23 protein-coding genes and 1 tRNA gene are annotated in these 20,811 nt (G+C 63.6%); 14 read left to right on the top strand and 10 right to left on the bottom strand.

Annotated features, from left to right (window positions below):
- Positions 1 to 228: 228 nt before the first annotated feature.
- Positions 229 to 1,644, bottom strand: a complete 1,416-nt coding sequence (gene mgtE, locus K1X15_RS09285; RefSeq protein ID WP_240549703.1) for a magnesium transporter — start codon at positions 1,642 to 1,644, stop codon at positions 229 to 231.
- Positions 1,645 to 1,758: 114 nt separating this feature from the next.
- On the opposite strand from mgtE, the gene K1X15_RS09290 reads away from it, so the two are divergent.
- The gene (locus K1X15_RS09290) at positions 1,759 to 2,115 is read left to right on the top strand and encodes a hypothetical protein (protein WP_220307170.1); all 357 of its coding nucleotides are present in this window, start codon (positions 1,759 to 1,761) and stop codon (positions 2,113 to 2,115) included.
- Here K1X15_RS09290 and ugpC read toward each other — a convergent pair.
- From ugpC to ugpB, 4 genes are all read right to left on the bottom strand, one after another.
- Positions 2,112 to 3,161, bottom strand: coding sequence for a sn-glycerol-3-phosphate ABC transporter ATP-binding protein UgpC (ugpC, locus tag K1X15_RS09295; RefSeq protein WP_220307171.1), 1,050 nt, complete (start codon positions 3,159 to 3,161; stop codon positions 2,112 to 2,114). The genes K1X15_RS09290 and ugpC overlap by 4 nt on opposite strands.
- Positions 3,162 to 3,166: 5 nt before the next feature.
- The gene (gene ugpE / locus K1X15_RS09300; RefSeq protein WP_220307172.1) at positions 3,167 to 4,009 is read right to left on the bottom strand and encodes a sn-glycerol-3-phosphate ABC transporter permease UgpE; all 843 of its coding nucleotides are present in this window, start codon (positions 4,007 to 4,009) and stop codon (positions 3,167 to 3,169) included.
- Positions 4,010 to 4,022: 13 nt separating this feature from the next.
- Positions 4,023 to 4,907, bottom strand: a complete 885-nt coding sequence (ugpA, locus tag K1X15_RS09305) for a sn-glycerol-3-phosphate ABC transporter permease UgpA (RefSeq protein ID WP_220307173.1) — start codon at positions 4,905 to 4,907, stop codon at positions 4,023 to 4,025.
- Between the two features lie 88 nt (positions 4,908 to 4,995).
- Positions 4,996 to 6,315, bottom strand: coding sequence for a sn-glycerol-3-phosphate ABC transporter substrate-binding protein UgpB (gene ugpB / locus K1X15_RS09310; RefSeq protein WP_220307174.1), 1,320 nt, complete (start codon positions 6,313 to 6,315; stop codon positions 4,996 to 4,998).
- A gap of 361 nt (positions 6,316 to 6,676) precedes the next feature.
- On the opposite strand from ugpB, the gene K1X15_RS09315 reads away from it, so the two are divergent.
- Both K1X15_RS09315 and K1X15_RS09320 read left to right on the top strand, forming a co-directional pair.
- Positions 6,677 to 7,213: a GFA family protein gene (locus tag K1X15_RS09315; RefSeq protein WP_220307175.1), complete on the top strand. Its 537-nt coding sequence runs from the start codon at positions 6,677 to 6,679 to the stop codon at positions 7,211 to 7,213.
- Between the two features lie 54 nt (positions 7,214 to 7,267).
- Positions 7,268 to 7,603, top strand: a complete 336-nt coding sequence (locus tag K1X15_RS09320) for a DUF4440 domain-containing protein (RefSeq protein ID WP_220307176.1) — start codon at positions 7,268 to 7,270, stop codon at positions 7,601 to 7,603.
- Positions 7,604 to 7,664: 61 nt separating this feature from the next.
- Here the strand turns inward: K1X15_RS09320 and K1X15_RS09325 are convergent.
- Positions 7,665 to 7,749: transfer RNA gene (locus K1X15_RS09325), tRNA-Leu, on the bottom strand.
- 145 nt (positions 7,750 to 7,894) lie between these two features.
- Positions 7,895 to 8,128, bottom strand: a complete 234-nt coding sequence (locus K1X15_RS09330) for a FliM/FliN family flagellar motor switch protein (protein ID WP_220307177.1) — start codon at positions 8,126 to 8,128, stop codon at positions 7,895 to 7,897.
- A 75-nt stretch (positions 8,129 to 8,203) separates the two neighbouring features.
- Between K1X15_RS09330 and lipB the strand changes: the two genes are divergently transcribed.
- The gene (lipB, locus tag K1X15_RS09335) at positions 8,204 to 8,953 is read left to right on the top strand and encodes a lipoyl(octanoyl) transferase LipB (RefSeq protein ID WP_220307178.1); all 750 of its coding nucleotides are present in this window, start codon (positions 8,204 to 8,206) and stop codon (positions 8,951 to 8,953) included.
- Positions 8,954 to 8,970: 17 nt separating this feature from the next.
- The gene (locus tag K1X15_RS09340) at positions 8,971 to 9,498 is read left to right on the top strand and encodes a DUF4282 domain-containing protein (RefSeq protein ID WP_220307179.1); all 528 of its coding nucleotides are present in this window, start codon (positions 8,971 to 8,973) and stop codon (positions 9,496 to 9,498) included.
- A 101-nt stretch (positions 9,499 to 9,599) separates the two neighbouring features.
- Here the strand turns inward: K1X15_RS09340 and K1X15_RS09345 are convergent, their stop codons facing one another.
- Complete coding sequence (locus tag K1X15_RS09345) at positions 9,600 to 9,977, bottom strand: DoxX family protein (RefSeq protein WP_220307180.1); 378 nt, start codon at positions 9,975 to 9,977, stop codon at positions 9,600 to 9,602.
- 241 nt (positions 9,978 to 10,218) lie between these two features.
- Here K1X15_RS09345 and rimO point away from each other — a divergent pair, with 241 nt between their 5' ends.
- Positions 10,219 to 11,544, top strand: a complete 1,326-nt coding sequence (rimO, locus tag K1X15_RS09350; RefSeq protein WP_220307181.1) for a 30S ribosomal protein S12 methylthiotransferase RimO — start codon at positions 10,219 to 10,221, stop codon at positions 11,542 to 11,544.
- Between the two features lie 172 nt (positions 11,545 to 11,716).
- Here rimO and K1X15_RS09355 read toward each other — a convergent pair whose 3' ends face one another.
- Positions 11,717 to 12,631 (bottom strand): phosphotriesterase family protein, encoded by a 915-nt coding sequence (locus K1X15_RS09355; RefSeq protein WP_220307182.1) that lies wholly within the window; start codon positions 12,629 to 12,631, stop codon positions 11,717 to 11,719.
- 133 nt (positions 12,632 to 12,764) lie between these two features.
- Between K1X15_RS09355 and K1X15_RS09360 the strand changes: the two genes are divergently transcribed.
- The 8 genes from K1X15_RS09360 to folK all read left to right on the top strand — a co-directional run bounded on the left by K1X15_RS09360 (position 12,765) and on the right by folK (position 19,914).
- Positions 12,765 to 14,534 (top strand): SLC13 family permease, encoded by a 1,770-nt coding sequence (locus tag K1X15_RS09360; RefSeq protein ID WP_220307183.1) that lies wholly within the window; start codon positions 12,765 to 12,767, stop codon positions 14,532 to 14,534.
- A gap of 343 nt (positions 14,535 to 14,877) precedes the next feature.
- The gene (locus K1X15_RS09365) at positions 14,878 to 15,129 is read left to right on the top strand and encodes a GlsB/YeaQ/YmgE family stress response membrane protein (RefSeq protein ID WP_220307184.1); all 252 of its coding nucleotides are present in this window, start codon (positions 14,878 to 14,880) and stop codon (positions 15,127 to 15,129) included.
- 199 nt (positions 15,130 to 15,328) lie between these two features.
- A complete protein-coding gene (locus K1X15_RS09370) occupies positions 15,329 to 16,327 on the top strand; it encodes a sulfate ABC transporter substrate-binding protein (protein ID WP_220307185.1) in 999 nt (332 codons plus the stop codon).
- 122 nt (positions 16,328 to 16,449) lie between these two features.
- Positions 16,450 to 17,286, top strand: coding sequence for a sulfate ABC transporter permease subunit CysT (gene cysT / locus K1X15_RS09375; protein WP_220307186.1), 837 nt, complete (start codon positions 16,450 to 16,452; stop codon positions 17,284 to 17,286).
- Entirely contained in the window at positions 17,286 to 18,089 is an 804-nt protein-coding gene (cysW, locus tag K1X15_RS09380; protein WP_220307187.1) for a sulfate ABC transporter permease subunit CysW, read from the top strand. Before cysT ends, cysW begins: the two co-directional genes overlap by 1 nt.
- Positions 18,090 to 18,168: 79 nt before the next feature.
- Complete coding sequence (gene folP, locus K1X15_RS09385; RefSeq protein WP_220307188.1) at positions 18,169 to 19,023, top strand: dihydropteroate synthase; 855 nt, start codon at positions 18,169 to 18,171, stop codon at positions 19,021 to 19,023.
- 73 nt (positions 19,024 to 19,096) lie between these two features.
- Entirely contained in the window at positions 19,097 to 19,480 is a 384-nt protein-coding gene (gene folB, locus K1X15_RS09390) for a dihydroneopterin aldolase (protein ID WP_220307189.1), read from the top strand.
- Positions 19,480 to 19,914 carry a 2-amino-4-hydroxy-6-hydroxymethyldihydropteridine diphosphokinase gene (gene folK, locus K1X15_RS09395; RefSeq protein ID WP_220307190.1) on the top strand — a complete coding sequence of 145 codons (435 nt, stop codon included), beginning with the start codon at positions 19,480 to 19,482 and terminating at the stop codon, positions 19,912 to 19,914. Before folB ends, folK begins: the two co-directional genes overlap by 1 nt.
- Before the next feature lie 119 nt (positions 19,915 to 20,033).
- On the opposite strand, the gene K1X15_RS09400 is transcribed toward folK, so the two are convergent.
- Positions 20,034 to 20,810, bottom strand: a complete 777-nt coding sequence (locus K1X15_RS09400) for an ATP12 family chaperone protein (RefSeq protein ID WP_220307191.1) — start codon at positions 20,808 to 20,810, stop codon at positions 20,034 to 20,036.
- Position 20,811 lies beyond the last annotated feature (1 nt).

The following is a 20,811-nucleotide window of genomic DNA, read 5'->3' on the forward strand; positions in this document are numbered from 1 at the left end:
ATACGAGGCATACCAGCGCCCAGCTCATGGTCTGCCAGGCATTGGTCTTGGTTTGACTGCGCATAGATCGCTCCTTGTCAGTCGTCCACACCGGCCCTCATTGCCTGTTTCCTTGTGCGGAAACGAAGCACCTCTTGCGCCGGTAATGAATCGTTAGCTGTCCGGCAGATGGGAAGCAAGCGACCAAACTGCAACACTCCACAGCTGTGGAAATTGCGCCGCGCCCCCTCAGAACAGACCGAACCAGAGCCCGGCAATGCCCAAAAAGGCAAAGAAACCAATGATATCGGTGACAGTGGTCACGAACACCGCCGAGGCGATCGCCGGGTCCGCCTTCAGCCGGTCCAGGGTCAGTGGAATAAGAATTCCGAAGGTCCCGGCCACGATCATGTTGATCACCATGGCGAGCCCGATGACGATGCCGAGCTGCACATTGCCATAGCGGACCGCGGTCACGATCCCGATCAGGATGGCGAAGATGACGCCATTGACCACCCCCACCACCATCTCGCGGCGAATGAGCCGCCGGAGACGTCCGCCATCGAGTTCGCGCATCGCCAGCGCGCGGACGGTCACCGTCATGGTCTGCGCCCCGGCATTGCCGCCCATCGAGGCGACGATGGGCATCAGCACGGCCAGCGCCACCATCTGCTCGATTGTGGCGTTGAACAGGCCGATGACGAAGCTGACCATGACCGCCGTGAACAGGTTCACCACCAGCCAGGGCACGCGGCTGCGCACCGTGTCCACCGTGGTGTCCGACACGTCCTCGTCGCCCACGCCGGCGAGCAGCTTGATGTCCTCGTCCGCTTCCTCGTGAATCACGTCCACGATGTCGTCGATGGTCAGCACGCCGACCAGGCGCTCGCTTTCATCGATCACGCCGACCTCGACAAGGTCATAGCGCTCGAAGCTGCGCGCCGCTTCCTCCTGGTCCTCGTCGGCTTTGACCAGCACCAGATTGGTGTTCATGATGCTGTCGATCTTGGTCGCGCGCGGCGCGCGCAGAAACCGGTCCAGTGGCAGCGTGCCCAGCACCTTATAGGCGGCATCGACCACATAGAGCTGGTAGAATTCGTCCGGCAGGTCCTTTTCGGAGCGCAGATAGTCGATCACCTGCCCCACCGTCCAGAAGGGCGGAATGGCAATGAAATCGGTCTGCATGCGCCGCCCGGCCGATTCCTCGGGAAAATCGAGGCTTCGCTTCAGCGACAACCGCTCGAAGGTGGGCAGCGCCTGGAGAATCTCGTCCCGGTCTTCCTGTTCGAGATCCTCGAGCAGGAAGACGGCATCGTCATTGTCGAGTTCCGCCACGCCGCGCGCAATGTCGGCATTGGGCAGCGCTTCCATGATGTCGAGACGGATGCTCTCGTCCACCTCGGTCAGGGCCGAGAAGTCGAACTTGTCTCCCAGCGCCCGCACCAGGGCGAGGCGCTCCTCGGCGTCGAGCTGCTCGAGCACATCGCCGACATCGGAATGATGCAGAGGCTCCATGACCAGCGCGACGTCTTCGCCCCGGCCCGCATCGATGAAGGCGCGCAACCGCTCCAGCCAGAGCGCACTGATCCGGCCTTCCGCATCGCGGAACACGTCGATGTCATTCCCGGTGTCGTGGCCGGGCGGCATATCAAAATCGTCGCTCATCGGGAGCCCTTTGCGTGTCCTGGGGGTTTCAGGGGCAAGACAAGCATGTAGCCAATCGTCGGCCTGTGCGCCAGAGTGGCGATGAGGCTTTTTCTCCAGCCGGAGGGCGCGCCAATGACCGAGACCAACGACCGCAAACCCGCCTTTGCCCGGCTGGTCCGCCTTGTGACCGAGCGCGGACTGCCCGATGTCACCCAATCTGCCGTGGATGGTGCCCCGGCGCTGGCAATCGGTGACACCCCCTTTGCGATCATCCACGACCCGGTCACCCTGGTCCTGGCCTGTCCCCGTCACCAGAAAGTGCTGCTGATGGACATCTCGCCCGATCTCTATTTCGAGACCGAGCAGCATGTGGGGCGCGACACCATGCTGATCGATCTGGGCCGCATTGCCGATGAGGAACTGTCCCTGCGCCTGCACGACGCCTGGGAATATGTGGCGCCGGACAGGCTCAAAAGGGACGTCGACTAGCGCAGATCGACCCGCAGCCCGCTCTCGCGGTTGAAGCCGTGCAGCGCCGCCAGCGGCAGCACAAACGCGACCTGATCGGCCTCGCCCACGCTGGCCCGGCCCTGCTGCACGGCGACCAGGGCCTGCTCGATGCCCTCGACCCGCACATAGAGATGGCTTTCACCACCCACCGGCTCGATCAGCTCCACAGTCCCGCTGAGGGCGATGCCCTCGCCGCCGTCCATCACGACCTGGTCGGGACGAATGCCGATAATATCGGTGCCGGCCGGCAATGCGGGCAGCGCCGAAGCCGCCGCTTTCGCCAGCGTTTCCACCGGGATCAGGTTCATCGGCGGCGAGCCGATGAAGCCGGCCACGAACAGCGAAGCCGGCCGGTCATAGAGCTCGATCGGCCTTCCGACCTGCTCGATGCGCCCGCCATTCATCACCACCAGCCGGTCCGCCAGGGTCATGGCTTCGAGCTGATCATGGGTCACATAGACGCTGGTGGTCTTGAGGCTCCGCTGCAGCCGGCGGATTTCGATGCGCATCTGCCCGCGCAGCTTGGCATCGAGATTGGAAAGCGGTTCGTCGAACAAAAACGCCTTGGGCTGGCGCACAATGGCACGGCCCATGGCCACGCGCTGCCGCTGCCCGCCCGACAGCTGGCGCGGCTTGCGATCAAGAAAGGGCGTGATCTCGAGCACCCGCGCCGCTTCGGTCACCCGCCGGTCGATCTCGTCGCGCGGCGTGCCGCGATTCTTGAGACCATATTCCAGGTTCTGCCGCACGCTCATATGCGGGTAGAGCGCGTAGTTCTGAAACACCATGGCGATGTCTCGCTCCGCCGGCTCCTTGCGGTTCACCACGTCCGAACCGATGGAAATCGTGCCATCGGTAATGGTCTCGAGCCCGGCGATCATGCGCAGCAAAGTGGACTTGCCGCAGCCCGACGGCCCCACCAGCACCACCAGCTCCCCATCCTCGATGGACAGGTCGAGCGCGTGGATCGCCGTGACATTGCCGGGATAGACCTTGCGGACTTGTTTCAGGTCGATGCTTGCCATTGTTCTTATTTCTCCGTTTCGACCAGGCCTTTGACGAACAGGCGCTGCATGAAGATGACGATGAGGATGGGGGGCAGCATGGCCATGACCACGGCCGCCATGATGATGTTCCACTGCGGGTCGGCATCCTGAACGGCCGCCATGCGCTTCACGCCCATCATCAGCGTGTAATAATTGGGATCGGTGGTCACCAGCAGCGGCCAGAGATATTGCATCCAGCCATAGATGAAGAGGATGACGCAGAGCGCGGCGATATTGGTACGGCTCAGGGGCAGCAGGATATCGCGGAAGAACTTCATCGGCCCGGCCCCATCGACGCGGGCGGCTTCCATCAGCTCATCCGGAATGGTCATGAAGAACTGCCTGAACAGGAAGGTCGCAGTCGCCGAGGCGATCAGCGGGATGGTCAGGCCCAGATAGGAATTGAGCAGCCCCAGATTGGCCACCACCGCGAAGGTGGGGATGATGCGCACCTCGACCGGCAGCATCAGGGTGATGAAGATCAGCCAGAAGGCCAGCACCCGCCCCGGAAAGCGGAAATAGACGATGGCATAGGCCGAGATGATGGAAATGGCGATCTTGCCCACCGTGATGATCACCGCCATCCAGAGCGAATTCCACGCCATCAGCCAGAACGGGGCCACGCCGCGGCGGGTCTCGGTCACCACCTCGACCACATTGGCCCAGAGCTGGTCCCCGGGCAGCAGGGGCATGCGGCCCGAGCCCATGGCGAAGGGGCCATGGGTGGAGGCGATGAGCGCCACATAAACCGGGAAGACCACGATGATCACGCCGAGGATCAGCACGGCATGGGTGAGGAAAGTCAGCCAGGGACGATTTTCGACCATTGTTCCGGCCCTCCTAATACTGCACCCGGCGTTCCACGTAGCGGAACTGGATGACGGTGAGCACGATGACGAACAGCATCAGGATGACGGACTGGGCCGAGCTCGAGCCGAGATTGAGCCCGATATAGCCATCGGTATAAACCTTGTAGACTAGCGTATTGGTGGCCTGGTTCGGCCCGCCGGCCGTGGTGGCATCGATCACGCCGAAGGTGTCGAACATGGTGTAATTGAGATTGACGATCATCAGGAAGAAGGTGGTCGGCGAGAGCAGCGGGAACACGATGGTCCAGAAGCGCTTGAACGGCCCTGCCCCGTCGATCGCCGCCGCCTCGTTGAGCGATTGAGGAACCGACTGCAAACCCGCGAGAAAGAACAGGAAATTGTAGGAAATCTGTTTCCAGCTCGCCGCCACGATGATCAGGATCATCGCATGCGTGCCGTTGAGCTGGTGGTCCCAGTCGACGCCGAAAAAGCTCAGCATATAGGGCAGGATGCCGGTGGAGGAATTGAACAGGAACCACCACAATATGCCCGCCACCACCGGCGAGACCGCATAGGGCCAGAGCAGCATGGTCGAATAGGCGGTCGCCGAACGGACCAGCCGGCTCACCGCCACGGCCAGGATCAGCGCCAGGCCCATCGACACCGCAGTTACCGCAAGGGCGAACACTGCCGTGCGACCGATCGAGGCCAGATAGGCCGGTTCCTGGAACAGCCGCGCATAGTGCAGCAGGCCCACGAAGCTGGTCGACAGGCCGAACGGGTCTTCCCGTTCAAAGGACGATTTGACCGCCTGGCCGGCCGGCCAGATGAAAAACAGAAGCGTGATGATCAGCTGCGGCGCCACCAGCAAATAGGGCAGCCCCTTGGCGGGAAAGACTGTGCGTTTGGTATCCATCGACCCGATCCGCGGGAACGTTTAGGTCCCCGATGAGACAAATGGGCAGGGCCGCATCGCAGCCCTGCCCGATCATTTGTGAGGCGCCTTACTGGTTGGCGGCCTGGAAGTCGCGCAGCATCTGGTTGCCGCGGCTGACGAGGTCATCGAGAGCCTGCTGGGCCGACTTGTCGCCCGACAGCAGCGCCTGGAATTCCTGGTCGATCACGTCGCGGATCTGCACGTAATTGCCGAAACGCAGGCCCTTGGAGTTCTCGGTCGGCGGATTGAGGGTCATCTGCTTGATGGCCACGTCCGAGCCCGGATTGGCTTCGTAATAGCCCTGGCTCTGGCCCAGCTCATAGGCAGCCTGGGTGATCGGCAGATAGCCGGAGAACTGGTGCCAGCCCGCCTGCACTTCGGGCGAGGACAGGTAGGTGAAGAAGTCGGCGACACCCTTGTACTGGGCCTCGTCCGCACCCTGCAGCACCCACAGCGTGGCGCCGCCGATGATCGAGTTCTGCGGCTGCACATCGGCATAGTGCGGCAGCATGCCGAAGCCGACCTCGAAGTCCTTGGCATTGGCCAGCACGCCGGCGCGCGAGGCCGAGGAGTTCATGTACATGGCGCATTCGCCCGTATAGAACGTGGCCGGAGCGTCAGCGCCGCCACCCGGGCCGCCATACGAGAACACGCCCTCGTCCTGCCACTTCTTGAGGTTTTCCCAGTGCTTGACCTGCAGCGGGCCGTTGACGGTCAGCTCGGTGTCGAGGCCGCCAAAGCCGTTTTCGAGCGTGCCGATGGGCTGGTTGTGCCAGGCCGAGAAGTTTTCCAACTGCGCCCAGGAAATCCAGCCGGTGGTGAAGCCGCAGCTGGCCGCGCCCGATTCCATGATCTTGCGCGAATAGGCTTCCAGGTCTTCCCAGGTGGCCGGCGGGGTGTTCGGGTGAAGGCCGGCTTTCTCGAAGGCGGTCTTGTTATAGTAGAGGATCGGGGTCGAGGAGTTGAACGGCATGGAGAGCATGTTGCCCTCGGTGTCGGTGTAGTAGCCGACGACGGTCGGCAGGTAGTCGGCCGGATTGAATTCGGCGCCCATGTCGGCCATCAGCTGGTAGACCGGATAGACAGCGCCCTTGGCGGCCATCATCGTGCCGGTGCCCACTTCGAAGACCTGCACGATTTCCGGCTGCTCACCGGCGCGGAAGGCGGCGATGGCGGCGGTCATGGTCTCGGCATAGGAGCCCTTGTAGACCGGGGTCACGACATAGTCGGACTGGCTGGCATTGTAGCCGGCGACGATTTCCTCGAGCTTGGTGCCCAGTTCGCCACCCATGGCGTGCCACCAGGTCACTTCGGTCGCGGCAAAGGCCACCGACGTGGAAAGCATCAGCGAAAGGGCAGCAAGGCCCACGCGGTTCAAAGTCTTCATCTTTGTCTCCCAATGGGCCGGCGCGAACCCGAAACGGGGCGCCCGGCTCCAGCCAGACCTGTTTTGGTGTGAGCGCCGGCAACGGAGAGACGAAACCGTCCGAAACAAACCGAAACCTTGGGCGCACAAGCCGCCATCCCGCTGGGGCATCGGCCTGCCCGCTCCCTCTAGTGAGCCTGCTTGACGTTCACTTGAAGGTTCGGTGACCGTTCGATGACGGCGCGCTTTGCTTGTGGACAAGGTTCGTTTGAACATCGCGCGCCCGGCCTTGCCGGGTCCGGCAATCGCCGCCATCGTGTCGAAACCAGCAATGCCCGCACGTCACCAGAGCATCGACACCTGACGAAAGGGAAAGCCGACCATGGTGCAAACCACCACCCTCGCCTGCCAATGCGGCCAGTTCCACATCGAGGTAACGGGCGCGCCGCTGATTACCGCCGAATGCCACTGCACGTCGTGCCGCACGGCCGCGCAACGCCTTTCCGCCCTGCCCCCGGCCTTTCCGCTGACCGATGCAAGCGGCGGCGTGCCTTACATCCTCTATCGCAAGGATCGTGTCCGCTTCCCCGACGGCACCGCCAATCTCGCCGAATTCCGTTTGAACGATTCGGCTCCCACGCGCCGCGTCGTCACCATCTGCTGCAACACGCCGGTCTTCACCGAATTCCAGGGCGGCCACTGGCTCAGCCTCTTCGCCGGCCTCTGGCCAGAAGCCCAGCGCCCACAGATGGAGATTCGCACCCAGACCGGCGATGTTCCCGAAGGCACCACCCTCGATGATTCCCTGCCCTCGGGCGGCATGGTCACCGCCGGTTTTTACGCAAAGCTCCTCGCTGCCTGGATCGCCATGGGGTTCAGGGTGCCTAAGGTGGAGGTGCGTGACAGGGTCAACGCCTGATCCCGGAACCGAACAGCCACCACCTGTGTTCGTCCCGAAACGGGAGAATGTGGCATGAACAGTCTCTGGACGACCGAAGAGGCCTTGTGGCTTGAAGGCGCCGATGCCTTCGAGCGTATCATGGCCGACGATTGCCTAATGGTCTTTGCGCCCATGGGCATCATGCGAAACGCGGAAATCGTGGAAAGTCTGCGGCACGCGCCGCGCTGGCAATCCGTATCGATGTCGGACCGCGCCGAGGCCCGTCCCGCCCCCGGCGTCCTGTCACTCGCCTATCGCGCCAGCGCTCAACGCCCAAATTCTGCGCCCTATGAGGCGCTTTGCACCTCGACCTATTTCGAAACCGGAGAGGGATGGCGGCTGCTGCAACATCAGCAAACCCCGCTTTAGCAGCCAGACAACAAAAAAGCCGCCTTGCGGCAGCTTCTTGTTTTGTCATCCCGAAGATGACTGGTGCGGTCGAGAAGACTCGAACTTCCACGCCTCGCGGCACAGCGACCTCAACGCTGCGCGTCTACCAATTCCGCCACGACCGCACGAGTGTGGTAGAAGCTTCGGTGCCGGGGCCCCGAAGCGAGTGGGGGTGTAGCAAAGCTCTTGGATAACCACAAGCGGATAATCGGGAATTTTCCCGTCCCTGTGGAGATGTCACCATCAGGCCGGCAAACCGGCTCTGTGCCCCTATCCGAAACGCAGCACCTTCTCGGTGACGAAGACCCGCAAATGCCCCTCTTCCACATTGACCTCGCCCTTGGCGATCAGCGTGTTGTTGGCATAGATGCGCAGCGGATCGTGCTCGGTCGCATCCAGTTCGATCACCGCGCCGCGCCCCATGCGCAGCATGTGGTGGATAGGCACGGTGGTCGCGCCCAGTTCGACCGTGATATCGACTTCAATATTGTCCAGGGTGTTCATAGATAAGGATGGGTCCCGGGTCCGGCGCCATGCGCCACGGATTCGTATCCCCCTCAAATTCGGCCAGGGCTGGTTATGGAAGTGTTAACAGACGTGAACGAGGCGTGCCAAATCGGCGCGAAACTGCATCGTGCGGACGCTCAGCCGGTGGAGTGGCGGATTTTCGAGGCGCCGCTCGACTACGAAACGGCGCTCGCAATGATGGATGCGCGCGTCGCCGCCATCGCTGCCGGCGAAGCGCCCGAGGCGGTCTGGCTGCTCGAACACCCGCCGCTTTATACCTCTGGCACCTCGGCGCGCCCCGAAGACCTGCTCAACCCGCGCTTTCCGGTCTATCCGGCCGGGCGCGGCGGGCAATACACCTATCACGGCCCCGGCCAGCGCGTGGCCTATGTCATGCTCGACCTGACAAAGCGCGGCCGCGACATCCGCTGCCTCGTCCAGGGGCTCGAACAATGGGTCATCGACACGCTCGACGCCCACAATATTAGCGGCGAGCGCCGCGAGGGCCGCGTCGGCGTCTGGGTACCCCGCCCCGACAAAGGCCTTGCCCGCGAGGACAAGATCGCTGCCATCGGCGTGCGGGTCCGCAAATGGGTCACCTTCCACGGCATTTCGCTCAATGTGTCGCCCGATCTGTCCCATTATGACGGCATCGTCCCCTGCGGCATCACCGACCAGGGCGTCACCTCCTTCGAGGATCTGGGCCTGCTGCTGACCCTGCCCGAGGTCGATTCGGTGCTGCGCGCCCGCTTCGAGGCGCTTTTCGGGCCGACCAGCCTTGCCATTGCGGCCCCAGCCGACCAATTTGCCAATCAGACCTAGGATTCGAGGAGCCTGAAATGACCCTGGACGATCTCAAGCGCCTGCTGACGCGCCAGACCCTGTTCCGCCTCGATTCGATCCTGTCGCCGAAACTGGTCCCCATCTTCTATGCACTGGGCCTGGCCAGCATCCTGCTCTGGGCCATCAGCCACTTCTTCTTCCGCTTCGGCACCGGCTTTGGCGACGGCCTCTGGGGCCTGCTCGAAATCCTCGTCTTCGGCCTGCTCTCGCTGGTCGGCCTGCGCATCGGCTGCGAGGCTCTGCTGGTCTGGTTCAAGAGCCACGAGAACACCGGCGACACCGTGCAGCGCTCGCGCTATTCCGCCTCGCTGCTCGATGAAGTGCGCGACGCCATCCGCGATCTGGCCGAGGAAGGCGAGGAACGTGACTTCGCCGAGGCGGATGAATACATCACCCCGGCCACCGAACCGGTCCCGCATATACCGCCGGCCACCGAGGCGCCCCGCGAACCGGCCACCAAGCCGGGCGAAACCCACAAGCCCCGCCGCACCGCCAAACGCACACCACCCAAGACCATGACGTGACCAACAAAAAGGCCGCCCACTGAGCGGCCTTTTTCTTATCAGGTCCTTCGACTTCCCCCCTTTGAGAGGGAGGGAGCGGCATCGCGCCCGGTCAGAAGAACCTACTTCTTCTCGACGCTCCACACGCCCGGGCCGGCAAAGACCAGGAACAGGAAGACAAAGCAGAACAGGATCGCGGCGTCGCCGCCATTGTTGGTGGGGAAGAAGTTGCCCGGCGCGTGCACCATCCAATAGGCCACGGCCATGGTCCCCGAGGCAATGAACGCGGCGGGGCGGGTGAACAGGCCAATCCCGATCAGGATGCCGGTGACGATTTCGATCACGCCGGCAAACCAGAAGATCGAGAACATGGGCGGCGCGAATTCTGCCGACGGAAAGCCCATCAGCTTCTGCGTGCCATGGGCAAGGAACAGCAGGGCGGCGATGATGCGCAGCACGGACAGGGCCTGCGGCGCGTATGCGGAGAGACGGTCGGTCATGGAGTTTCCTTCTTGCTGCGCCGAAGGGCGTCAAACAGGCGAAAGGACCTAACCCGCGGTTCCACAAGCCGAAACCCGCCAATCAACGCACGCGCTGTTCGCGCAAAACAAACAGTCACGTTCATGTGTTCACGAATAAATGCAAAGCTGCTGCGCCACAGTTGCCGGTCGGTCACATTGCGTAACCGCCCAAGTTTCTGTATGACGCGCCATCCTCTCCAGCACCGGACACATGACGCGCATGACCCAGGCGCCCAAAATCGGTCTCGTCAGCCTCGGCTGTCCCAAGGCCCTCGTCGATAGCGAACGCATCATGACCACCCTGCGCGCCCAGGGCTATTCGTTCTCGCGCGACTATGCCGGCGCCGATGTCGTGCTCGTCAATACCTGTGGTTTTCTCGACAGCGCCAAGCAGGAAAGCCTTGAGGCGATTGGCGAAGCGCTCAACGAGAATGGTCGCGTCATTGTTACCGGTTGCCTCGGCGTCGAGGAAGGACTGATCCGCGAGACCCATCCGAGCGTCCTCGCCATTACCGGCCCGCATCAATATGAAAGCGTGGTCTCGGCCGTGCATGAGCACCTGCCGCCCGTGCCCAACAAATTCGTGGACCTGGTCCCCGAAAGCGGCCTGAAGCTCACCCCGCGCCACTACGCCTATTTGAAGATTTCCGAAGGCTGCAATAATCGCTGCTCCTTCTGCATCATCCCCCAGATCCGCGGCGACCTCGCCTCGCGCCCGGCCGCCGGCATTCTCTCGGAAGCCGAGGGCCTCATCCGCTCCGGCGTCAAGGAACTGCTGGTCATCTCCCAGGACACCAGCGCCTACGGCCTCGACATCAAATATGCGACGTCGAAATATCGCGGCCGCGAGGTCAAGGCCAAGTTCTATGACCTCGCCAAGGAACTGGGTGAGCTGGGCGCCTGGGTGCGCCTGCACTATGTCTATCCCTATCCCCATGTCGATCCGGTCATGGAACTGATGGCCGAAGGCCTCGTCCTGCCCTATCTCGACATTCCCTTCCAGCACGCGTCGCCGAACGTGCTGAAAGCCATGCGCCGCCCGGCGCACCAGGAAAAGACCCTCAATCGCATCCTCGACTGGAAGCGCCAGGTCCCGGATTTGACAGTACGTTCCAACTTCATCGTCGGCTTCCCCGGCGAGACCGACGAAGATTTCGAAATGCTGCTCGACTTCATCGAGGAAGCCGAAATCGATCGCGCCGGCTGCTTCAAATACGAGCCCGTTACCGGCGCCACCGCCAATGAGCTCGACGGCGTCGTGCCGGACGAAGTCAAGGAAGAGCGCTTCGCCCAGTTGATGGAAGTGGCGCAGAACGTCTCCTTCCACCAGCTGCAGAAGAAGGTCGGCCGCACCATCGACGTCATCGTCGACGACGTCCGCCCGGAGGAAAACCGCGTCATCGCCCGTTCCAAATGGGACGCGCCCGAGATCGACGGCCAGGTCATTGTCGACAAGGCCGACGGCATCAAGATCGGCGACATTGTTTCGGTCGTGGTCACCGACAACGACGAATACGATCTCTTCGCCGAGCCCGCGAAGGGCTGAGCCTCAGACAGTTGCGGGGGAATCTCCCCGAACGCCCACCCTTGGTCCCTCCCCACAAGGGGGAGGGAGACGATGAGCATTGGCATCCCGGTCTGGCGCATCCCTCCCCTTGATGGGGAGGGATTGAGGGTGGGGTGGGGCCCACGGCCCAGCACCGTTGTGCCCCAATTCCCTAGCGCGCAAACGCGTCGAACGGGTTGTCGTGCGTCAATCGCGTGATCATCTCCGCGCTCACCCCCGCCTCTGCCAGCGCCGGCAGCAGCCAGTTTACCAGATGCGTATAGGGCCGCGGCGTGCCGCCCCCCGGCTTGGCGGGGTCATACCAGCCAAGGTCGTGGCTGAGCAGCAGCTGGTTCCCGAGCCCCGCTTCCAGCGCCTTCATCACCAGCGGCAGCACCTCTTCGTCCGGGTCCCGGCCGACATGGTCATACTCGATCCAGGCGCCGCGCTCGGCGACCGCGCGGTTGAGGCCGAAGTCCTTCTCGGCCTGGCTATGGATCGACAGGAACCGGTTTGCCGATCCGCCCTCGGCCTCGATGATGTCGAGCTGGTCCATGACCACCCGGCCCCTGATCGTGTGCGAGCCGATTAGTGCCCCCGTCTGCGCTGAAGCGCGGGCCGCCGCGCGCAGGATGCGCGTCTCGAGGGGCGTGATGCCGTCATCGCCGGCACTGACCTTGATCCAGGCGGCAACGACCCCGGTATCATCGACACCCCTGGTGAGATGTCCCAGCATCCAGCTTTCCAGCTCCGCCTCGCTGGCCCGCGCCACCCAATCGGGTATCCAGGGCTCGCGATAATTGCCGGTGGGCACCACGATCGGAAAGCCTGTGGCGCGCGAGACGGCAAGGTCGATATCGACCCTGAGCCCCACCCCACCGGTGGAACATTCCACCAGCGCCGTCACGCCCTGCGCCTTGATGGCCTCGATCTGCGGGGCCATCAACCGCACCACATCATCCGGGTCGGCCTCGGCATAGCCCGGCTGGTCGGGGGTCCTGAGATCCACGAACACATGCTCATGCGGCAGGATCAGCCCCAGTTGATGGCGCTCGAATGCGCCTAGCGTGGTGATCAGACGTGCCATTGCAACCCTCCCGTTTCAGAACTTTTTGCCATAGCCCCCTCGCGGGTGGAACCGGGCTTGGTCTATATTCCGCGCGAAGTGCGACTATTGTGGCCAGGCCGCGTTATCAAGGTCCACGGCAACGGAGCAGCTCATGACGACCCCGCAAGTGCTCGCATTTCTGATCATTGCGGGCATGATGGTCGCCTTCATCCTGGGGCGCTGGCGCTACGATCTGGTCGCCGTGTGCGCCCTTCTCGCGGCCCTCCTGGTGGGGATCGTGCCGGCAGAGCGCGCCTTTTCCGGCTTCTCAAATGACATCGTCATCATCGTGGGCAGTGCGCTGGTCGTCAGCGCCGCGGTGGCGCGTTCGGGCATCATGGAGCTGGCTATTCGCCGCTATCTGCCGCGCCTCTCCAGCCCCCGCATGCAGCTCATCGTGCTGGTGACCATCGTCACCGTGCTCTCGGCCTTCGTCAAGAATATCGGCGCCCTGGCCATCATGATGCCGATCGCCTTCCAGATGGCGCGGCGTTCCAGCGTGTCGCCCTCCATGTTCCTGATGCCCATGGCCTTCGGCTCGCTCCTGGGCGGGCTGATGACGCAGATCGGCACCTCGCCCAACATCATCGTCTCCGGTGTGCGCCAGGAATTGACCGGCACCGCCTTCACCATGTTCGACTTCACTCCGGTGGGCGCCATCCTGGCCGCGGTCGGCGTGGTCTTCCTTGCCTTTTTCTACTGGCTGCTCCCCGAGCGCCGCCGCGAGGAGAGCGGCATGGACAAGGCCATCGAGATCAAGAACTACACCACCGAAGCCCATGTGCTCCCCGACAGCACTGCCATCGGCAAGACGGTGGGCGAATTGCAGTCGGCCGCCGATGGCGCCGCCATGGTCACCGGCATTGTCAGCGCCTCGGGCCGTCGCCGCACCCCCCTGCCCGACGCGACCCTGCGCGCCGGTGACATCCTCCTGATCGAGGGCGATCCCGAAGCGCTCGACAAGATGGTCAGCCAGACCGGCCTGTCCTTTGCCGAGCGGCGCGGCGCGGCCTCGCGCGACAGCGGCAATATCGGGGTCATCGAAGCCATTATCGGGGAAAGCTCGGGGCTGATCGGCGCCAGCGCCCAGGAGCTGACCCTGTTCGATCGCACCGGGCTCAACCTCCTCGCCATTTCTCGCCGCGACCAGCGTTTCACCAAGCGCCTCGGCGAAATCCGCTTCCAGAACGGCGACGTCATCCTGCTGCAGGGGCATCTCAAGCGCATCCCCGAACTGCTACGCGAGTGGGACTGCCTGCCCCTGGTCGAGCGTGGCCTGCGGCTGGGCCAGATTCGCAATGGCCTCCTGCCGCTTGGCATCCTCCTGGCCGCCATGGCAGCCACCGCACTGGGCCTGGTGCCGGTCGCACCGGCCTTTTTCGCGGCAGCGGCCGTCATGATTCTCACCGGCGCCCTGCCGCTCCGCGAGGTCTATAATCAGGTCGATGGCCCCATCCTGGTCATGCTGGCCTGCCTGATCCCGGTGTCCGAAAGCCTGCAGGCCACTGGCGGCACCGATGTGGTGGCCGCCTGGCTTACCGCCACCGCCGTCACCCTGCCCGGCTGGGGCGCCCTGGCCCTGATCATGGTCGCCGCCATGGCCGTAACCCCCTTCCTCAACAATGCCGCCACCGTGCTGGTGATGGCGCCCATCGCCGCCGCCTTCGCCACTGGCCTCGGCTATCAGCCCGAGGCCTTCCTCATGGCCGTTGCCATCGGCGCCGGCTGCGACTTCCTCACCCCCATCGGCCACCAGTGCAACACGCTGGTCATGGCCCCGGGCGGCTATCGCTTCGGCGACTATTGGCGCCTCGGCCTGCCGCTCTCCTTCCTGGTGGTGCTGGTCGGCGTCCCCGCCCTGATGCTTGTCTGGCCCTTCTGAGTGTTCCGCGCAGCGGACAAATCTCTCCAGTGGAGAGATTTGAGCGAAGAAGGCCACGAGACCTATGGTCGAGTGGCGCACTCTGAACGTTCCGCCTAACGGACAAATCTCTCCGGTGGAGAGATTTGAGTGAGGAAGGCCACGAGACTTCGACGCGTGCCCAAAGGGCAGGATCGTCCCCGTGGGACGATCCTAGAGGAGAAGGCCATGAGAGCTATGCTCGAATGGCCAGCGCGATTGGCGCGCGCTCACCGTCCCACCCCCCAAACCGAACGCTTCTTGCCTTTTCCGTCCACTGTGCCACCCTGATCGTGTTGAGAGACTCAACTGCGAGGAGGGAAAAATGGGTTTTGACGGGGTAGGTTGGCTCGCGGCCATCATCATCGGCGGTGTCGCCGGATGGCTGGCCAGCATGTTCATGAAGTCGGGCACCGGCATGCTGATGAACATCATTCTCGGCATTGTCGGGGCGATCATCGCCAGCCTGGTCTTCGGGCTTCTCGGCATCTCCTTCGGCGGCTGGATCGGCTATCTGATTGCCGGCTTCATCGGCGCCTGCATCATCATCGCCATTGGCCGTGCCGTCGCCAAATAGGCATTTGGGGCGCCGGCCGGTCCATTGGCCGGCGCCCCAAGAAGGAATTCGCGCAGAACCCGCCGGCCGCGAAACGTCTTTGCCGCCGGAGTGACGCCAATAAATTACTCATCCGAAGCAAGCATTTAGCGCTTTACCGCGACCTGAAGGTCATCGCATCCATCGGTTACTCGACCAGATTGATGGATTTTGCGTGATCATGAACAAGCTTCTTCTCACCGTCGCTGCAGCCCTCGTCATCGGCGCCACGCCGGCCCTGGCGCAGCCCGCCGATATCCTCAACGCCTCCTATGACATTGCCCGCGAACTCTTCGACGAAGAGAACGCCGCCTTCATTCCCGCCTATGAGGCTGCCAACGGCGTGACCGTCGCCGTCAACCAGTCCCACGCCGGCACCTCGACCCAGGCCCGCGCCATTCTCGAAGGCCTGCCGGCCGATGTGGTCACCTTCAACCAGGTCACCGATATCGAAAAGCTCGTCGAAGGCGGCTTTGTCTCTGACGACTGGCAGAGCGAATTCGCCAACAGCGCCTCGCCCTTCTATTCCCTTCCCGCCTTCCTCGTCCGCGCCGGCAATCCCAAGAACATTGCCGACTGGGGCGACCTCGCCCGCGACGACGTCTCGGTGATCTTCCCCAACCCCAAGACCTCGGGCAATGCGCGCTACACCTATCTCGCCGCCCGCGCCTGGGCGAACGAGGCGTTTGGTGGCGATCAGGACAAGGTCGCCGAATATCTCACCAAGGTCTTCCTCAACGTGCCCGTCTTCGAGACCGGCGGCCGTGGCGCCACCACTGCCTTTGCCGAGCGCGGCCTGGGCGACGTGCTCATCACCTTCGAAGCCGAAGTGCTGAGCGCTGTCGATCTGCTCGGCGCCGACAAGTATCAGGCCGTGGTGCCCTCCGTGAGCCTCCTGGCCGAGTTTCCCGTCGCCATCGTCGACAAGGTCGTTGACGCCCGCGGCAGCCGCGACCTCGCCAAGGCCTATCTCGATTTCCTCTATTCTGACGACGGCCAGCGCATCGCCGCCGGCCGCAATCACCGCGTCAACAACGAGACCGTCGCCGCCGAATTCGCTGACCGTTTCCCCGAGGTGCGCCTGGTCAATGTCGATGAGGCCTTTGGCGGCTGGGCCAAGGTTTCCGAAGAGCACTTCGCCGAAGGCGGCCTGCTCGACCAGGTTTTTGTCAACCAGTGAACCTGACCTCACGCCCGGTCCCACCCTCCCCCTTGAGGGGAGGGTAGCGCCGCTAGGCCGTTAGGCCATAGCAAAGCTAGGGTGGGGGTGTCAGACCAGAGATCGCAGATAAGGCGCGCGATATGCCCTCATCCCGCAGCAAACACCTGCTCCCCGGCTTCGGCCTGACCATGGGCATCTCGCTCTTTTACGTCACCCTGGTCATCCTCCTGCCCATTGCCGCCATGCTGCTCAAGCTGGCCGGCATGGGCCTGCCCGAATTCTGGCGCATCATCTCCTCGCGCCGCGCCCTCGCCGCCTATCAGATCACCTTCTCATCGGCCTTCTACGCCACGCTCATCAACGGCACTGTCGGCCTGCTGCTGGCCTGGGTCCTGACACGCTACCGCTTCCCCGGCCGCCGCATTCTCGACGCCCTTGTCGACCTGCCCTTTGCCCTGCCCACGGCCGTTGCCGGCCTGGTGCTGGTGACGCTCTTTGCCGACACCGGCTGGTATGGCCAGTTTCTCGAACCCAATGGCCTCAAGATCAACTACACCCAGGCCGGCATCGTCCTTGCCATGGCCTTCACCTCCATTCCCTTCGTCGTCCGGGCCGTGCAGCCCGTGCTTGAGGAAGTCGATGAGAGCCTGGAATCGGCAGCCGAAACCCTCGGTGCCAATCGCTGGCAGATCTTCACCCGCATCATCTGGCCCACCATCATGCCCGCCTTCATCGGCGGCTGCGTGCTCTCCTTCGCCCGCTCGCTGGGCGAGTTCGGCGCCGTGGTCTTCATCGCCGGCAACCTGCCCGGCCTCACCGAAATCGTCTCGCTGTTGATCTTCATCCGGCTCGATGAATACAATTACGAGGCCGCCGCCGCCCTCGCCTTCGTGCTGCTCGTCGTCGCCTTCCTCACCCTTGCCGCCACCAATGCCCTCGCCGCCTGGCAGACGCGCTATGTCGAGAGGAGCGCGTGATGAAGCACCGCTCCCCTGCCGAAATCGCCCTCATCGCGCTCGCCATCATCCTGGCGATCGTCGTCCTCGTCATCCCGCTGGCGCTGATCTTCTCCTTCGCCCTGCGTGAAGGTATCGACGTCTATTTCGCCAACATTGTCGAGCCGAACACGCTCCACGCCATCTGGCTCACCATCATCACCGCCCTCATCGTCGTACCGGTCAACATCGTGGTCGGCACGGCCCTGGCCTGGCTGGTCACGCGCTTCCGCTTCCGCGGCCGGCAATTGCTGATGTCCATCATCGAACTGCCCGCCTCCATGAGCCCCATCGTCGCCGGCGTGGTCTATCTGTTCCTCTATGGCGGCCAGGGCCTGCTCGGCCCCTTCCTCCAGGCCAATGCAATCCAGGTGATGTTCACCCCGCTGGCCATCGTCCTGGTCAGCCTCTTCGTCACGGCGCCATTCGCGGCCCGCGAACTCATCCCGCTGATGAGCCAGCAGGGCACCGAGGACGAGGAGGCCGCGCTCTCCCTTGGCGCCAATGGCTGGCAGATGTTCTGGCACGTCACCCTGCCCAATATCTCCTGGGCCATGGTCTATGGCGCGGTGCTGACCAATGCCCGAGTCATGGGCGAATTCGGTGCCGTCTCGGTGGTTTCGGGCGCCATTCGCGGCCAGACCAACACCCTGCCCCTGCAGATCAACCTGCTCTTCAACGACTTCAACGTCACCGGCGCCTTCGCCGCCGCCTCCACCCTGACGCTCATCGCCGTTCTGACTCTGATCCTCAAATCCGCCCTGGAAGCGCGCCGGCACGGCTGAGCACCGAACGCCAGGCATTCTCTCCCTCCCACTTGAGAGGGAGGCCGGGTGGGGGTAGATCGGGTGTACCGGAGTTCCCATGCACGCCACCCACACCATTTCCCTGCGCCATCGCCCCCCGCTGGTCCTCGGCCGGCGCGCTCTGGTCATGGGCATCCTCAATGTCACGCCTGACAGCTTTTCCGATGGTGGCAGCCATGATGCCGTGGATGCGGCCCTCGCCCATGCCCGGCTGATGCTGGCCGAGGGCGCCGACATCATCGATATTGGCGGGGAAAGTACCCGGCCCGGCGCCGAACCTGTCGGCGTGCAGGAGGAACTCGACCGCGTCATGCCGGTCATCGACGCCATCCGCGCCGCCGGCATCGCCGCCCTCATCTCCATCGACACCATGAAGCCGCTGGTTGCCCACCAGGCGCTGGAGGCCGGCGCCGACATCGTCAATGACGTCAATGGCCTGCAGGGCGCGCCGGAAATGGCCGAGATTGCCGCCGTCATGGGCGCGCCCGTCATCGCCATGCACTGGGATCGCGACTGGACTTCCGACACCGATCCAATGCCTGCCATGCAATCCTACTTCCAGGCGACGCTCGACATCGCCACCAGGGCCGGCATCGACCGGCAAAACCTCATCCTCGACCCCGGCTTCGGCTTCACCAAAACCCTGAATCAGAATTACAGCATTCTCCGGCAACTGGCTGATCTGACTCAGGCTTTTCCCGACAACGGACTGCTGGTCGGCACCTCGCGCAAATCCATGATCGGCAAGCTGCTCGACAACCAACCGTCCGAGCGTCTGGCCGGCACCATCGCCACCACCGTCCAGGGCTATGAGCGCGGCGGCCACATCTTCCGCGTCCACGACGTCGCCCCAAACCGCGACGCCCTTCGCGTGGCGGAAGCAACGCTATATGCTCCCCCCGAAAACCGCTGACTGTCACCCCGGCGAAGGCCGGGGCCCATCCAGAGATGCCCGATCGGCCCAGATGGCCAGCTATGGAACCACAATGACCACACCCTTCACCGGCGACCGCATCATTCTCAACGATCTGGGGTTCTACGGCTATCACGGTCTCTTCAACGAGGAAGCCAGGCTCGGCCAGCGCTTCTTTGTCGATCTGCAATGCGGCGTCGACCTCTCAGCGCCCGGCAATACCGACGAGATCGGCCACACCGTCTCCTATGCCGACGTCTATGACGTGGTCAAAGCCACCTTCGAGGGCAAGCGCACCAAGCTGATCGAGGCGCTGGCCCAGAATATTGCGACGGCCCTGTTTGACGCCTTCGACGATATCGGCTGGATCATCATCCGCATTCGCAAGCCCGAAGCCCCCATCGCCATGGTCCGTGGCGAGGCGGCCATCGAGCTCCATCGCGTGCGGCCGGCCTGATGGCCAGTGCCTGGCTTTCGCTCGGCGCCAATATCGGCGACCCCGCAGCGCAGCTCGCCGACGCCATCGCCCGCCTTGATGCCTATCCCGGCATTCGCGTCACGGCTCAGTCGGCCGTCATCCGCACCAAGGCCTGGGGCAAGACCGATCAGCCCGATTTCGCCAATATGGCCGCCACGGTCGAAACCGATCTGTTGCCGATCGACCTGCTGCATGCCTGCCTCGATATCGAGCGCGACATGGGCCGGGTCCGCCATGAGGTCTGGGGCCCGCGCCTCATCGATATCGACCTCGTCGCCTATGAGCGCCTCGAGATGGACACGGCCAAGCTGACCCTGCCCCATCGCTTCGCCCACGAACGCGACTTCGTGCTTGTGCCACTGCGGGAGATCGCCCCCGAGATTGCGGACTGGATCGTCCGGCGCGCTGGCTAGAGCGCTTTCAGCAAAAGTGGACACCACTTTTGCTTCTCGGGCGCCGACCCGAGAATCGAAAGCGTGACAAAACAAAGAGATAGGGCACCCGTTCTGACTCAATCAGAACGGGAATTGCCCTAGCGCAGGGCGTCGACCACCCGGACGGCAACATCGAACTCGACCCGGCGCTTGGCCCGGCGTTCCGAGGCTTCCTCGTCTTCGCCCCAGAGCCGGATCTGGTGGTCTTCGTCCACATGCGCGGCGGTCCACACCTCGTCGGCGTCCAGCAATTGATGCAGCAGCGCAATGGCCAATAGCCCCGAGCCGGTAATGCCGGTGATCGACACCATTGCCGTCAGGCTGAGCAGCCCCTGCCCCTCAAGCGCCGCATCGAGCCTTTCGAGCGTCGTCGCGGGCTGGGGCTGATGGATGATGCCAATGGTTGGCTGGAAGGCCACGTCGAACTTTCGCGCCAGCTTGACCAGCGCGCCGTCCCACACGCGTTCCTGTTCGGCCACCAGCTCCTGGGGTGAATCGGCACGATAGAGCAGCAGGTCATTGCCGGCGAACTTGCCGATCTCGGCGCGGAAGGCCGGCACCATCTCCTCGCCGCTCTCCACCGCCGAATTGATCAGCCGCGTCATCGGCATGGTTGCGGGATTGATGAACTCAACCTGCGCCGCCCATTCTTCCGCCATGGCCTGCGCCAGGCTGAGCGCCGGCAGCACAACGGGGATCTTCTTTCCCGGCGTCCGCAGACCGCGCCCGTCAAGCGTCACCGTATAGCCGTCCTCGCTGCGCGCCACATCCACCTGGCCGTAGAACCGCTTGGGCAGTTCGACCTGGTTCAGATGCTGCGCCCGGCCATAGCCATCGTCCCGATGCCTGTGCGCCTCTTCGAGCTGGTCCCGCATG

It is taken from the genome of Devosia salina, assembly GCF_019504385.1.
Classification (GTDB): domain Bacteria; phylum Pseudomonadota; class Alphaproteobacteria; order Rhizobiales; family Devosiaceae; genus Devosia; species Devosia salina.

Excerpts from the sequence above, each read along its gene's own strand:
- mgtE (WP_240549703.1), bottom strand. The coding sequence starts at position 1,644 with ATGAGCGACGATTTTGATATGCCGCCCGGCCACGACACCGGGAATGAC.
- K1X15_RS09290 (WP_220307170.1), top strand. The coding sequence starts at position 1,759 with ATGACCGAGACCAACGACCGCAAACCCGCCTTTGCCCGGCTGGTCCGC.
- ugpC (WP_220307171.1), bottom strand. The coding sequence starts at position 3,161 with ATGGCAAGCATCGACCTGAAACAAGTCCGCAAGGTCTATCCCGGCAAT.
- ugpE (WP_220307172.1), bottom strand. The coding sequence starts at position 4,009 with ATGGTCGAAAATCGTCCCTGGCTGACTTTCCTCACCCATGCCGTGCTG.
- ugpA (WP_220307173.1), bottom strand. The coding sequence starts at position 4,907 with ATGGATACCAAACGCACAGTCTTTCCCGCCAAGGGGCTGCCCTATTTG.
- ugpB (WP_220307174.1), bottom strand. The coding sequence starts at position 6,315 with ATGAAGACTTTGAACCGCGTGGGCCTTGCTGCCCTTTCGCTGATGCTT.
- K1X15_RS09315 (WP_220307175.1), top strand. The coding sequence starts at position 6,677 with ATGGTGCAAACCACCACCCTCGCCTGCCAATGCGGCCAGTTCCACATC.
- K1X15_RS09320 (WP_220307176.1), top strand. The coding sequence starts at position 7,268 with ATGAACAGTCTCTGGACGACCGAAGAGGCCTTGTGGCTTGAAGGCGCC.
- K1X15_RS09330 (WP_220307177.1), bottom strand. The coding sequence starts at position 8,128 with ATGAACACCCTGGACAATATTGAAGTCGATATCACGGTCGAACTGGGC.
- lipB (WP_220307178.1), top strand. The coding sequence starts at position 8,204 with ATGGAAGTGTTAACAGACGTGAACGAGGCGTGCCAAATCGGCGCGAAA.
- K1X15_RS09340 (WP_220307179.1), top strand. The coding sequence starts at position 8,971 with ATGACCCTGGACGATCTCAAGCGCCTGCTGACGCGCCAGACCCTGTTC.
- K1X15_RS09345 (WP_220307180.1), bottom strand. The coding sequence starts at position 9,977 with ATGACCGACCGTCTCTCCGCATACGCGCCGCAGGCCCTGTCCGTGCTG.
- rimO (WP_220307181.1), top strand. The coding sequence starts at position 10,219 with ATGACCCAGGCGCCCAAAATCGGTCTCGTCAGCCTCGGCTGTCCCAAG.
- K1X15_RS09355 (WP_220307182.1), bottom strand. The coding sequence starts at position 12,631 with ATGGCACGTCTGATCACCACGCTAGGCGCATTCGAGCGCCATCAACTG.
- K1X15_RS09360 (WP_220307183.1), top strand. The coding sequence starts at position 12,765 with ATGACGACCCCGCAAGTGCTCGCATTTCTGATCATTGCGGGCATGATG.
- K1X15_RS09365 (WP_220307184.1), top strand. The coding sequence starts at position 14,878 with ATGGGTTTTGACGGGGTAGGTTGGCTCGCGGCCATCATCATCGGCGGT.
- K1X15_RS09370 (WP_220307185.1), top strand. The coding sequence starts at position 15,329 with ATGAACAAGCTTCTTCTCACCGTCGCTGCAGCCCTCGTCATCGGCGCC.
- cysT (WP_220307186.1), top strand. The coding sequence starts at position 16,450 with ATGCCCTCATCCCGCAGCAAACACCTGCTCCCCGGCTTCGGCCTGACC.
- cysW (WP_220307187.1), top strand. The coding sequence starts at position 17,286 with ATGAAGCACCGCTCCCCTGCCGAAATCGCCCTCATCGCGCTCGCCATC.
- folP (WP_220307188.1), top strand. The coding sequence starts at position 18,169 with ATGCACGCCACCCACACCATTTCCCTGCGCCATCGCCCCCCGCTGGTC.
- folB (WP_220307189.1), top strand. The coding sequence starts at position 19,097 with ATGACCACACCCTTCACCGGCGACCGCATCATTCTCAACGATCTGGGG.
- folK (WP_220307190.1), top strand. The coding sequence starts at position 19,480 with ATGGCCAGTGCCTGGCTTTCGCTCGGCGCCAATATCGGCGACCCCGCA.
- K1X15_RS09400 (WP_220307191.1), bottom strand. The coding sequence starts at position 20,810 with ATGCGGGACCAGCTCGAAGAGGCGCACAGGCATCGGGACGATGGCTAT.